The 12,688-nt window shown below is 43.5% G+C and carries 13 protein-coding genes; 2 read left to right on the forward strand and 11 right to left on the reverse strand.

Annotated elements, in window-relative coordinates; all coding sequences use genetic code 11:
- Positions 1–30 precede the first annotated feature (30 nt).
- Positions 31–882, reverse strand: a complete 852-nt coding sequence (locus E2980_RS11275; protein ID WP_135152283.1) for a 3-hydroxybutyryl-CoA dehydrogenase — start codon at positions 880–882, stop codon at positions 31–33.
- A gap of 210 nt (positions 883–1,092) precedes the next feature.
- Here E2980_RS11275 and E2980_RS11280 point away from each other — a divergent pair, with 210 nt between their 5' ends.
- Both E2980_RS11280 and E2980_RS11285 read left to right on the forward strand, forming a co-directional pair.
- Positions 1,093–2,346, forward strand: coding sequence for a sensor histidine kinase (locus E2980_RS11280; protein WP_135152284.1), 1,254 nt, complete (start codon positions 1,093–1,095; stop codon positions 2,344–2,346).
- Positions 2,347–2,501: 155 nt separating this feature from the next.
- The gene (locus E2980_RS11285; RefSeq protein WP_135152285.1) at positions 2,502–3,677 is read left to right on the forward strand and encodes a low temperature requirement protein A; all 1,176 of its coding nucleotides are present in this window, start codon (positions 2,502–2,504) and stop codon (positions 3,675–3,677) included.
- Positions 3,678–3,693: 16 nt separating this feature from the next.
- Here E2980_RS11285 and E2980_RS11290 read toward each other — a convergent pair whose 3' ends face one another.
- The 10 genes from E2980_RS11290 to E2980_RS11335 all read right to left on the reverse strand — a co-directional run bounded on the left by E2980_RS11290 (position 3,694) and on the right by E2980_RS11335 (position 12,399).
- Positions 3,694–4,602, reverse strand: coding sequence for a helix-turn-helix transcriptional regulator (locus E2980_RS11290; RefSeq protein ID WP_135152286.1), 909 nt, complete (start codon positions 4,600–4,602; stop codon positions 3,694–3,696).
- Positions 4,603–4,705: 103 nt separating this feature from the next.
- Positions 4,706–5,551: an oxidoreductase gene (locus tag E2980_RS11295; protein WP_135152287.1), complete on the reverse strand. Its 846-nt coding sequence runs from the start codon at positions 5,549–5,551 to the stop codon at positions 4,706–4,708.
- A gap of 37 nt (positions 5,552–5,588) precedes the next feature.
- Positions 5,589–6,137 (reverse strand): NAD(P)H-dependent oxidoreductase, encoded by a 549-nt coding sequence (locus E2980_RS11300; protein WP_135152288.1) that lies wholly within the window; start codon positions 6,135–6,137, stop codon positions 5,589–5,591.
- 669 nt (positions 6,138–6,806) lie between these two features.
- Positions 6,807–7,325 carry a spermidine/spermine N(1)-acetyltransferase gene (gene paiA / locus E2980_RS11305; RefSeq protein WP_135152289.1) on the reverse strand — a complete coding sequence of 173 codons (519 nt, stop codon included), beginning with the start codon at positions 7,323–7,325 and terminating at the stop codon, positions 6,807–6,809.
- A gap of 24 nt (positions 7,326–7,349) precedes the next feature.
- Complete coding sequence (locus E2980_RS11310) at positions 7,350–7,802, reverse strand: MarR family winged helix-turn-helix transcriptional regulator (protein WP_135152290.1); 453 nt, start codon at positions 7,800–7,802, stop codon at positions 7,350–7,352.
- 797 nt (positions 7,803–8,599) lie between these two features.
- A complete protein-coding gene (locus tag E2980_RS11315; protein WP_135152291.1) occupies positions 8,600–9,208 on the reverse strand; it encodes a thioredoxin family protein in 609 nt (202 codons plus the stop codon).
- 110 nt (positions 9,209–9,318) lie between these two features.
- Positions 9,319–9,633, reverse strand: coding sequence for a thioredoxin family protein (locus tag E2980_RS11320; RefSeq protein ID WP_135152292.1), 315 nt, complete (start codon positions 9,631–9,633; stop codon positions 9,319–9,321).
- A gap of 57 nt (positions 9,634–9,690) precedes the next feature.
- On the reverse strand, positions 9,691–10,650 hold the full coding sequence (gene trxB, locus E2980_RS11325) for a thioredoxin-disulfide reductase (RefSeq protein WP_135152293.1): 960 nt from the start codon (positions 10,648–10,650) through the stop codon (positions 9,691–9,693).
- A 169-nt stretch (positions 10,651–10,819) separates the two neighbouring features.
- On the reverse strand, positions 10,820–11,038 hold the full coding sequence (locus tag E2980_RS25130) for a transcriptional regulator, SarA/Rot family (RefSeq protein ID WP_420808646.1): 219 nt from the start codon (positions 11,036–11,038) through the stop codon (positions 10,820–10,822).
- A gap of 119 nt (positions 11,039–11,157) precedes the next feature.
- Positions 11,158–12,399 (reverse strand): MFS transporter, encoded by a 1,242-nt coding sequence (locus E2980_RS11335; RefSeq protein WP_135152294.1) that lies wholly within the window; start codon positions 12,397–12,399, stop codon positions 11,158–11,160.
- Between the last annotated feature and the right edge of the window lie 289 nt (positions 12,400–12,688).

Below are 12,688 nucleotides of genomic sequence, written 5' to 3' on the forward strand. Positions count from 1 at the left end.
TCCCCCTCTTTCCGAATAGTTTTGGATTTACTAGTCATAGACGTAAAATCCGCGGCCGTTCTTTTTGCCCAACCATCCGGCTTTGACGTATTTGCGAAGCAATGGGCACGGACGGTATTTGGAGTCTCCCATTCCGCTATGCAAGATTTCCATAATGTATAGGCACGTATCCAGCCCGATGAAATCGGCCAATGCCAGAGGACCCATCGGATGATTCATTCCGAGCTTCATCACTTCATCGACCGCCTCGGGTGAGGCGACGCCTTCATGTACGCAATAGATGGCTTCGTTAATCATCGGGAGTAAAATCCGGTTCGATACAAATCCGGGAAAATCGTTCACCGCTACCGGAACCTTGCCCATTTTTATCGCCAAATCGCAGGCGGCCCGATACGTTTCGTCGGAAGTGGCAAGTCCTCGGATCACTTCGATCAGTTTCATTACCGGTACCGGCTGCATGAAATGCATGCCGATTACTTTGTCCGGACGCTTGGTCGCCGCAGCGATTTCCGTGATCGGCAGCGAGGAGGTATTCGTAGCCAAGATAGCGGGAGCCGGGCAAATGCCATCTAGCTTTTTGAATAAAGTCGCTTTGACCTCCATATTCTCGATCACGGCTTCGATGACAAGGTCGGCATTTCCGGCATCCTCCAAGTCAGCGGAAGAGGAAATTTTACGTAGAACAGCGTCCGCCTCTTCCGCGCTTTTCCTTCTCTTCTCCACGTCGCGGGATAAATATTTCTGGATAGAAACTAAGCCCTTTTCCGCCAGTTCCGGCTTAAGATCATGAAGTATGACATTCAATCCTGCCGATGCCGCGACTTGGGCAATGCCGCTGCCCATTTGACCGGCTCCTACCACCATGACGGTTTTAATCTCCACTGGTAACGCTCCTTTCTTGCTAGCCATGGTTTTCTGAATTCAATAAAATATATTCAATTTCAGAGGAGATAAGCCGAAAAGTCCCGACAGCTTAATGCCGGGACTTCAATTCATTTCTAACAGTCGGGTATTAACCCCGAGGAGGAAAATTTCACGGATATATCGAATAGCACAATGTTAATAGTTTTTCGAAATGGCGGGGGAGCTACTATGCTTTTTATAAAAGATGTATTGCTGCAATTGCTGTTTGCCCTGACGCCTTTTGTTCTATTTAACATCTACTATCGCGATAAAGCAGTAAATTATTCAAAACATTTTATCAACGTAACTTGTGTAATTTGTCTTTTTTTATCGATGACTTTTCCTTCCAGCGTGCAGGACGGAATCATATTCGACATCCGTTACGTGATCATGTTTTTCGGTATGATATTCGGCGGAATGGTTACGGGAATTATTCTCCTTATTGAATTTGTTACGTACCGTTTTATTGTAGGCGGAGACGGACTTTTTTCAGCGATGGTAATCGTTGCAATCACTTATAACTTATCAATCCTGCTTTCTATTTTATTCCGCAAGCGTCCGGAGAACCAAAACCTAATCACTTTTATAGCAGGGATAAGCTTCTCCGTTATTCCTATTAGCGTAATGCTAGTAACTCAGAATAATTATGTAATGGAGAACTTAACGTTCAATATCCTAGTTATGCCAGTACAAAATTCTTTGGGCGTTTGGTTATTGATTTCCCTTTTTAATAAGGCTGTTTCCGATAAGCAACTTTACCTTAGATATCTTCAAAGCGAAAAAGTCGAAACTATTGGTCATGTTGCGGCTTCCCTAGCCCATGAAGTCCGCAATCCGCTAACCGCAGTCATGGGGTTTTTGAAATTAATTCGTAATGATTCTATCTCAATAGAAAAAAGCCGATACTATATTGATATTTGTATTGAAGAGATAAAGCGAACGGAAGTCATTCTTTCTGAATATCTCTCTATCGCTAAACCTAATAATCCAATTTATGAGCAAATTGATCTTGTGCAACAGCTAAACTCGGTTATAGATATTATGACACCTTACGCTAATATGAATAACGTCGCTCTAGAGACGCACATAAAGGAGCAAGAAATCACAATATCCGCAAATCTGAATGAAATCAAACAACTACTTATTAATTTTATAAAAAATGCGATAGAAGCTTGCCTTTCTGTCTCAGATGGAAAGGTTAACATCCGTATTGAACACGGATCCTTATATTCAAAGATAACTATTCGCGATAATGGGGTTGGAATGAGCAACGAGCAGCTTGAGCGATTGGGAACCATTTATTTTTCAACTAAGAACAACGGGACAGGATTAGGACTTACGTTTTCTTATCAATTAATCCGTTCAATGAACGGAACCGTATCCGTACGAAGCGAACCAAGAAAAGGAACTGAATTTATAATCTCTTTACCTATAACCAAATGACGCGGAGAGTCGAACTTTTGCAAGATTGATTTCCGGTATGAGCCAAATGAATAAAAAGTTAGAACTTTTCTGAAAAGCAAACGCCCTAAAAAATCGGTATAATAAGCTGATCGACCGACAGGAACAAAACAAATAATATATGGTGGTGACTCTCTATGCATCGGTTGCAGCATCGCGGAAACTCCGAAACAGCGGATACGGAAGCCAAAGTATCCCACCTTGAACTTTTCTTTGACTTGGTATTTGTTTTCACCATTACTCAGGTAACCCATTTAGTCATCGATGCACACTCTATATTGGATGTGTTTAAAGCAATAATGGTTCTGACTGTAATCTGGTGGATGTTTGGCGGATATGCTTGGCTGGCAAATAATATTGGCACTGACCGAATTTTTATTAGGATGCTGATGTTTTGCGGTATGGCAGGTTTTCTTATTATGGCCATAAGTATTCCATCTATTTTTGGGGCTGGTGGAGTTCCGTTCGGCATCGCTTTTCTACTGGTTACGGTCATTCATATCCTTATGTTCAGACATTCACCGTATGTAACATCGATCAAAGCAATCACATACTTGGCTCCTTTTAACCTTTCAGCAGCTCTCTTGGTTCTTGCCTCCGGAATATTGAATATCTGGTATGCATGGAGCTGGTGGCTGACGGTTGGAGCTGTCCTGGTTATTCTGACCGCTTCGTTTGCAAATCGAGGAGATAATTTTGTTATTAACACTCGGCATTTTGTTGAAAGGCACAGCTTGATTGTGCTTATCGCGTTAGGCGAAACCATTTTGTCCATCGGTTTAGGTTCCAGCTATTTGAATTTCAACTTCACTTTATATGTGTCTATGATTTTGGGATTGGCCATCGTCATCACGTTATGGTGGAGCTATTTTGACAAGGATACGATACAGGCTGAAGATCATATGTTACAGGCATCTCCTGAGAACCGCTCCCGTCTGGCTATGCTGGCTTATTGGCATGCTCATTTAATAATGATATCCGGCATTGTCATCTCTGCTGCTGGTATCGAAGTAGCCATTAAACATCTTAACGACGAGTCGGTACACTCGTATTCATGGTACTTAAATGGCGGCATAGCCTTATACCTTGTCGGGACCGCCCTATTCAGAAGACTGGTTCGAATCGGATCAGCTGGAACGAGACTTGGTTCAGCCGCTCTCTCTTTATTCATTCTTATGTTCAACGGCTTCAGTTGGGTGGGAACTTTACCAATGATGACAATTCAGACTTTAGTGTTAATAGGAATGATTGTGGTCGAACAACGCAAGAAAGGAGAGGGCCGTGATTGCCAGCCGTCTCCATCCTCGTCATGACATTTTGAATCGGGTTTCAAGGGGTAGTCTCATGAATGGGCTTTTGCAGGGGTTGCTTGAATGTGGAAGGAGCCACGCCAAACCTCTCTTTAAACACTTTGGAAAAATGAGCCACGTTCTCAAATCCTGTCGAAAAACAAACATCCGTAACGGATAAAGAGTTGCGAAGCAGCAATTCTTTCGCGATATCCAACCGGCGATTACGGATCCAGCGCAGCGGCGATGTATTGTAGATCGCTTGGAAATCTCGTTTGAATGCTGATAAACTTCTGCCTGACAGGTAAGCAAGGTCATTGAGGGAGACAGGGTTGGTTATATTCTGCTCCACCACTTCGGTTATGCTTTTCCTCTTTGTACGTTTGAGCTGTAAACACTGGTATAAAAACTGTTCGTCTGCATCCGCAACATCAAACAATAATTCCAACAATTTCACCCTAATCAATCCATCCCTAATGGTATCGGATTCCTTGAAATACGGTTTCAGAGAATAGATATAATTTATTAATCGATCATTGACTCTATTGATGGATACCGGCACTAACGCCGATGGATAGTTGCTTTCAAGATCTGCCATTTTGATAAATTCGGTGAGCAGCTCTTCTTTAAGAAAGAACATCATATAGTCCAAAACATAGTCGGATCCCGCTTCTCCCGACTTCTCATATTCGACCATGATCGATTTCTGCATCAGGACCATTTCATTCTTCCGTACAATATATTCCTGGCTGCCGAATCTTACAACGTAGGTTCCCTCCAGAACAAACAACAGCAGATGGTCCTCCAAAAACATGGTTCCCTTTAAACCTTTGGTAAAGGCACAAGACTCCACAACGGTTAACCCGCTCATCTTCAAAATCCCTCGATTGGCCGGTTCTCGGGCTAGATCGTGAGGAACCTTTGCCACTTTTTCTGTTCGCAAAAACAATCCGTATTCCTCCTTTCAATGAGATACAAACCGTATACCGATCGGAATTGAAAAGCCGGAGTGCACTCGCACCCCGGTTCAATTATTCACATTCGATTATAAATCAGACATCATCATGATCTGTACCCGTAATTACATCATACCAAGCTTCGATATCCTTTTCAAAATTAGCCGTCTTTTCCCGGTATCTTTGCAGCGAATCATTGCCAAGCGGCAAGTGGACCGGCGGCTTCTCCGCGCCCGCGACCTGCACGATTGCCTTGGCCAGCTTGACGGGATCGCCCGGTTGTTTCTTATTCGCTTGGGTAGCGAATGTTCTCATCTCTCCTACCGTTTCCGCATAATCCGGAATGATGTTACTTGACCGCGTTAGCGACGCAGCATCCAGAAATTCCGTACGGAAGAAGCCCGGGGCTACTACGGTCGCATGAATCCCAAGCGGAGCCAATTCCAACGCAAGCGCCTCCGTCAATCCTTCGACAGCGAACTTGGTTGAACCGTACACGCCCCATCCGATATAACCGCTCAATCCTCCTACGGACGAGATATTGATGATATGTCCGGAACGTTTGTGACGCATATGAGGCAGGACCGCCCGGGTCACATTCAACAAGCCGAAGACGTTAGTTTCGAAGTTATTCCGCACCTCATCGTCAGTGGCTTCTTCAACCGCACTCAGCAGCCCGTATCCTGCATTATTAACAAGGACATCGATTCTTCCGAATTTCTGTACGGCTTGATCGGCAGCCGCAACCGCCTGTTGTTCATCGGTAATATCCAGAAGAATAACTCGAAGATTTTCCGGATTTCCTAGTTTATCGGCTAAAGACTCTGCCGAGCTCCGGACCGTCGCAACAACGTTATCCCCTGTTTCCAACACAGCCTTAAGAATTTCTAAACCAATGCCTCTTGCTGCCCCGGTAATAAACCAAACTTTTTGATTTGTCATATTGAATCCCATCCTTTGTGCTTATTTTTGTTGTACGTTATCGACTTGGAAACCTCGTAATCTCATCAGCAAGCAGATATTCTGCATATTGCCGAGCGCTCGAAACTAATTCTTCCCCGCTTTTATCATCCGTATCAAAAAACGTGAACGGCATCAACAATTCAGTTTCGATTAAATTGCTCGTAGCATGGAAAGGGCTAAGGAGCTCATGAATCGTATAAAGATCGCCGCCTCCAGGCTGATAATCCATTTCTGAACCGCCTATCGAAATAGCTAACCCAAGCTCCTTCCCGCGCAGTTTGCCTCCTTTCGACGTATAGCCCCAGCCGTAAGTCAGGACATCATCCAACCACTTCTTAAGGAGCGGAGGCGAACTATACCAATAGAACGGAAATTGAAAAATGATCCGATCATGCTTCATGGCGAGTTCTTGTTCGCATTCAACATCAATCCGCCAATCCGGATAGGAAGCGTATAAATCATGCACGGTGATCATATCCGGATACTTCTTTATTTCCTCCAACCAAGTTTTGTTTACGCGAGATTTGTCCAAATTAGGATGAGCAACAAGCACCAGTGTCTTCATTATGTTTCCCTCCTATTCTGGGATCTAGTACTTACCGCCTTTCGTAACTTTAACTTATCTTTGGTGCTTTTCGCTTTTCTGCAAAGTCCGAAGTATTTGTTCATTTAGCTCAAGCCCGTTATTAGCAAAGGAAATGCAACCTAGAACTTCATCGAATTAACCAGGAGGTTATTCAACGTCATTCCAAGAGGTGCACTTTTCCACACTATTTTTATTAGCGAGCCCATTGATGAACTTCCTAATATATAATGGAATATTCAATCGTCTTTGAACCGATTCAGGACGATTCAGCTATTATCCAACAATGTTCTATTATGATCGGTCTTATAATTCCATTACCATCAACATTCGGATATAAGTTCACCCAGATCTAACAGAGCATGGTTCTCGGATTCGCTCCACTCAAATTCCGTTTCATAACGGAAAGTACCCTTAAATCGGGTCAAATAATCAAACTTGCTCATATTTGTTAAATCCTTAAGTTTTACCCATTCCTGAAATCATTTCGTCACTAACGCTTTCAAGACTTTTTCAATAGTACTATTACGACTTTTTGGGTTTCGGGACAATAAAAAAACAACCTCCCCCGAATCGAAGAGTCGGGCTGGGTTGCCATATGCTCACTGAACTAACGTTCTCCGTTATCTAAATATCATTTTAGAGAAAATGCTATATGAGTGTTTTGGTCATTATAACATCTATTTGTTCTTCATCACCCATATAGAAAGAGTGGGCTCCTGTTTGAACAAAGTCCATTTTTTTATAAAAGGTAATTGCGCTCTCATTTTTTTCCCAAACCCCTAGCCAGATCTTCTCTTTATTCCGTTCTATCGCTATTTTTATAGCTTTATTTATTAGATATTTACCAAGCCCCTGTTTATGAAATTTTTTCCTTATATAAATCCTCTCGATTTCAAGCGAATCATTGCCCTTTATTTCAGTTTGAGCATCATTGGTGTTTAGCTTTAAATACCCGGCAATTTCCTCATTAGAATAAATAAAATAGAATTCCGAAGAGATATTTGATAATTCTTTTTCTAATTGTTTTAAGTTAAATGCTTTTTCCAAGTAGGCTTTCATATTTTCAGGTGAATTTTGATTCTTAAATGTCTCATTAAATGTTTCAACACTAATTTCTTGAAGTAATCCTAGATCTTCAATTGTGCACTTTTTTATAATTATAGTCATTTTATTTGTCCTCCTTTTGCTAAATCAATAATTTCTCTTGTTTCCCTTTTTTACAAACCCCCAGTCTTTTTCCACATTTCTCCTGACTCTTTGCAGCAGGTTAAAAATCGTTTCTACTTCACTTTCGGAAAATCCGGATAGTGCGACCATATTGGAATAATCGTTTTCCCTTTTTATAAAAGGGTAAACAGTCTTCCCTTTCTCTGTAGGAAATAGCTTTTTGATTTTTTGGTTATATTGATCATCATTCTTTTCAATAAATCCATTAATCTCCAGTTTCTTTATAGCACGAGCAGCTGTTGTTCGGTCTACCTTTATCATTTCAGCTAACTTTTCTTGAATAATTCCTGGATTTTCACATATTCGCACGAGGTACAAGTACTGTCCTTTTGTAAGGTCATACTTTTTAAATTCTATATTGCTTATAGAATCCAATGCCCTAGCAATCATCCCAACCTCACGCAGAATTTCCTTCATAATTGCAACTCCACAAATATTTATTTTTCAAACGCGGTAAAAAAATAGTACATTATTTTTGTTGTAATTACAATAAAAATTCCTGCGGGCTTCTACATACTGCTACCTGTTACTAGAACAATAAGGACGCTCCCGCGCCTCTATCGCTTATGGCCGTCTTCGGCTTAAAAACAAAGCACCCATTCCATATCGGAATGAGTGCTCCTACTAATTGTTCCCATAAGTTTACCTCACATAAAAAAGTAGTCGTTCGGCACTAACTTTAATGTCGCTGAACAAAATTGAATGTGTTAAATATACCTTGTAACCGAAAACCTGTACTGCAACCTTACTTTTTACGCATAACAAAAAAGTTATAGTTTGTAACCAGCTATTTCAACTATTTTTTATTGAATATTGCTCAGCACCACCGCTTTTTCTGCGTAGTTATCGTTTACGTTCGAAATGCCGTGCTAAGCTCTTGCTTAGAGAAAACCATCCGCGACTTCTCTTTAACGTTCAGCAGTTCCGTGATATCTCTGACAATTTTTTCTTCGTTAGGCTCGAAACGAATCGCTTAACCTTCGCGAGGTTTAATTCTGCTTCTGCAACGAAGATCGAGAATCGGCTTCACTATCCGCTGCCCGTGGACATTAAAGTTGGACACTGAAAAATCCTATATTATCAAGGGATTCCATTCAGTCATTGCTGATGTATAAAGTTGATCTGGTGAATGCGAGTGGTTTGATACGGACAACAATCAATAATTGTGAAATGACTGCTGTTCGGTCATCCCTGCTTCCAGATAGATCGAAAATTCACGAAGGAAAGGTAGTAAACAAATCTCTTAATTCATGAAGGATAACTTCCTGATATTCGTTACTAGCTTGATAGAGCTCGCCGATCTCTCGATATGTTTGGTTCAATTTCTCCTTATAATCGGCTTCCTGTTTATCTGGATTGTTCTTTTTAAACCGATCCATCACGGCCTGAATATAGGCTGGACGCGCTCCCCATCTACCTAGAACATCTCCGGACGCATTCAAGAAAACCGCGATCGGCTGATTTCGCCCGCCATCTGTGAGAAAGAGATCCATGGTTTCCAGATGCTCTTCCATGAGCAACACTTCAGTCGAAATGCGGCTCTGCTCCATCACTCGAAACAGTAAGGGGACGTTCCAGATGACGTCCGGGCACCAATCCGTGCATAGAATCAAACAGTGCAGGTCGGAGCGATTGTTTAAAGCGGTAAAGAATACTTTCTGATCTTCTTGCGTCCATGTGAAATTCTCGTAAACGGAGATCAACTGCTCTTTGGTATTCGGGATATTACTGATTTCCATCGACCGAATCTGCATGTCATCCATGAACTGTTGAGGTGAAATCCCTTGACCGATTTTGTGTGTTAAGTTCAATCGTGCTTCCATTTCTTCATGCACCCTCTTCAATATTTTTGAGATATTGCGGACTGCGGATCTCATAAATCTTAGTCCTTCGAAGAATTATTTTACAAGTGAAGATATTCCCCGTATCCTTCCTACAGAGATTCCAGATACTCCCTCACCCGAACAGGTGTCTTTGCATACTTACTGTGCAAATGTCCCAATTTTACTCCGTTTTTATAAACGAGTAAAATTGGAATTCCCATAACCGCGTTTTCTTCCGCAACCGTCTGAAATTGTTCCACATCGATTGCATAGAAATCCTTATCTCTATTTTCCGCTATAATCTCACCAATAAACCGGTCCATGTTTTTACAATCGGGGCACCAGGTTGCGTCGAATTTAATTACTGTATATTGATCCCGATTAACCAAGTCGTGAAAACGTTCTGCCGATTGTAGTCTTTCCATTATTAGTCGCTCCTTATAAAGTGATTTCATTTTTACTTATTTAATTATCATAGAGTATCAATACATAATATTCGTCTTTTTCCTGATTAACTTATCGGATGTTTCTTCCAAAAACCGTTCGCAATCCATCGCAGCAATTGCTCCGCTGCCGGCCGAAGTAATCGCTTGCCGGTAATGAGGATCCTGTACGTCACCACAAGCAAATACTCCTGGAATACTGGTTTCCGATGTTCTGGGCTTTACAATCAAGTATCCTTGTCTATCGGTCAGAAGCTGTCCGTCAAGAAACTCGGTATTCGGATGATGGCCAATCGCTACGAAAATTCCATCCGCTTCGAAGATTTCTTCGTCGCCGGTTTGGTTATCACGCACCTTAAGTCCAGACACACCTTTCTCGCCCGGGATAACCTCGAGAGGTGTCCGATCTAAACTCCATTCGATTTTTTCATTATGCCGTGCTCGGTCCTGCATGATTTGAGAAGCTTTCAGTTGGTTTCTTCTGTGAACGACACGGACTTCTTTGGCGAACCTCGTCAAGAAATGCGATTCTTCCATCGCGGAATCGCCTCCGCCTACAACGATTACCTTTTTGCCTCGAAAGAAAAAGCCGTCGCAAGTAGCGCAAGTGCTCACGCCTCTTCCGATATAATCATGCTCGTTCGGTATGTGAAGTAAATTCGCGGAAGCCCCTGTCGAGAGGATGACGCTCTCGGAGATCAGCGTCTCACCACCTTCCAAGAACAAACGAAACGGACGGCTCTGCAGATCGACTCGGCTCACCCGACCCGATTTAAACTTGGCGCCGAATCTCTCCGCTTGTTTTCGCATATTATCCATCAGATCCGTTCCCAAAATGCCGTCTGGAAAGCCGGGGAAGTTTTCAACTTCGGTTGTGGTAGTCAGTTGTCCGCCGGGCTGGGTACCTTCGATAACAAGAGGCTCCAAATTCGCCCTTGCCAGGTAGATCGCTGCAGTTAATCCGGCTGGGCCAGTACCGATTACAATCGCTTTGTACATGTTAAGCAACTCCTTATTTAGATGATGTAAAATAATATTGTGAGCAATCTATTCGGGTGAAAAATATAAAAGTAGCATAAATTTGAACTTGGGAAACAAATACACCTTTATTTACCGGTAACACGAATAACATTGTCCGATGAATGATTGATGGTTTCGTTCAATGTTCTCAGTTCATCTGTCGACATGCCGCTGGCAGAGAGCAGTGACGAGGGAATACTAACGCTTTTTCCTTCAATGCTGCACCTGTGTTTGTAAGCTTGATCACAACTACTCTTTCATCTTCCTTCGAACGTTCCCGACGAATTAGCTTATTTATTTCCATCCGTTTGAGCAGTGGAGTCAATGTCCCGGAATCCAGATCCAATAATAGCTCGGGAACAGGCATATAGCGAAAAACAAAGATAATTCTTCGGAGTAAGCACTTCCTCCACCTTCATCCCTCCTTTCACGTATCATTTACGTGGGCGTGCCGATTGTGACCGTGACCTAACTCAGTGAAACGGATCAGCTCTGCTCATGCTGCGGCGTCACGCTCCATGGGACACCTTCCGCCTGAACTTGCGTTCCGTTTCTTACAGCATAGTACCGCGCAAACTTTACAGAATAACCCAACATGTAGAGAACTACCAGGGAAGCGAGAACATTCAGGACGATCAGAGACACGTACAAGTCAAATAAGTAGCTTAGGAGACCAACTCCCACGATGGGAACAATAAATCCGATGTAACCCGCAAAGTAGAAAGTCGTTATTACCTTCGGCCGCTCCGATGCATTTGGAAGCTCGCCGGCCAGTCGCAGGCTGATCTGGAACGTCCAACCGCTGCCCAGCGCCTGAACGAGCACCCCGATCCACATTAGGCTTATGCTTTCCGATGTCCCGGAGAGAACGACAAGCCAGGCTCCGCAAGCCAATAAAGCGATACCGATCCGAAGGCGTACGACCGGCTGTTTGAACCAAGGCAGCATTTGCATCATCGTGCCGCCCCCCATAAGCAGTAGAATCAGGAGACCGGACACGGCAAGGTTGGAAGTGTGAATCACGTTTTTCACGAATGAAGGAATCAAGGAGAGAACGATTCCGTTCAAGGTAAACAGCGTGAAAACGGGCAGCGCACTGAACGACCAGAAATGAGGCTTAATGTCCGTAGACACCCCGAGCGAGATCGGTGCCGAAGCCGCTTGACGGCGTTCCTTCCGGGCTTGAAAATCCTCGTCCTGCAACGTTTCCAGACCGACCCAAGCGCTCAGCAACAGAACGGTCAAAAGCCAAAACGGCGCGCGCAGCGGCATCAGATGCAGATACTCGATGATCAAACCGGCCAAGGCAGGTCCTAGACCGAAACCAATGGAAACGGCCATACCCGATAACAGAATCGCTTTGCCCGCTTTCTCTTTGGACGTTTGCTTCAGCAAGAACGCGACTGCGGTGCCCGTAAAGATTCCATAAGCGATTCCTACCAGCATTCTCGCCCCGTAAACGAGCCAGGCCTGCTGGCTTGCCATAAAGAGAAGGGTGGCCAGGATCGACAACAGGATGCTGATGCGAAGAACCCGCTTCAGCCCCCAACCGCTTCCTCTGGAGCCGACAATAAGCAAAGTGGGCAGTAGAAAGACCGCATACACAGCGAATAAAACGGTGATTTGCAGACTGCTTAATCGGTATTGCTCCTGATAAAGCGGAAATAAAGGCGACGTAAAGGAAGTTCCAGTTGACATCATGAGGATGACCCATAACATTTTTTTCATAGAGAACGACCTCGTTTTTATTGGATGATGATTTTATTGCTCTCTTTTTACTCAGGAACGGATGGCATTCGCCGTAACGGTCCTCTATCATTACTTTGCCCAAAAATGGGCAATCTCTCCGGAGTCAATCACGGCCATTACGCGGTCGATAGCCGCCTGCGTCTGCCTCATTAATCCGCTTCAGCCGCTCCGCTCACGCATTGACCTCTTCAAGCCGTTTTGTTATAGGCTTCACGGAATCGTATACGCTTTTTCAGAGCCAACACAGGAATCTATGTCCGTCTGCCTT

It is taken from the genome of Cohnella luojiensis (assembly GCF_004564235.1).
GTDB lineage: Bacteria > Bacillota > Bacilli > Paenibacillales > Paenibacillaceae > Cohnella > Cohnella luojiensis.

Coding starts and splice junctions, on each gene's coding strand:
- paiA (WP_135152289.1), bottom strand. CDS start 7,325: ATGACTATAATTATAAAAAAGTGCACAATTGAAGATCTAGGATTACTT.
- E2980_RS11310 (WP_135152290.1), bottom strand. CDS start 7,802: ATGAAGGAAATTCTGCGTGAGGTTGGGATGATTGCTAGGGCATTGGAT.
- E2980_RS11280 (WP_135152284.1), top strand. CDS start 1,093: ATGCTTTTTATAAAAGATGTATTGCTGCAATTGCTGTTTGCCCTGACG.
- E2980_RS11335 (WP_135152294.1), bottom strand. CDS start 12,399: ATGAAAAAAATGTTATGGGTCATCCTCATGATGTCAACTGGAACTTCC.
- E2980_RS11300 (WP_135152288.1), bottom strand. CDS start 6,137: ATGAAGACACTGGTGCTTGTTGCTCATCCTAATTTGGACAAATCTCGC.
- E2980_RS25130 (WP_420808646.1), bottom strand. CDS start 11,038: ATGCCTGTTCCCGAGCTATTATTGGATCTGGATTCCGGGACATTGACT.
- trxB (WP_135152293.1), bottom strand. CDS start 10,650: ATGTACAAAGCGATTGTAATCGGTACTGGCCCAGCCGGATTAACTGCA.
- E2980_RS11285 (WP_135152285.1), top strand. CDS start 2,502: ATGCATCGGTTGCAGCATCGCGGAAACTCCGAAACAGCGGATACGGAA.
- E2980_RS11320 (WP_135152292.1), bottom strand. CDS start 9,633: ATGGAAAGACTACAATCGGCAGAACGTTTTCACGACTTGGTTAATCGG.
- E2980_RS11295 (WP_135152287.1), bottom strand. CDS start 5,551: ATGACAAATCAAAAAGTTTGGTTTATTACCGGGGCAGCAAGAGGCATT.
- E2980_RS11315 (WP_135152291.1), bottom strand. CDS start 9,208: ATGGAAGCACGATTGAACTTAACACACAAAATCGGTCAAGGGATTTCA.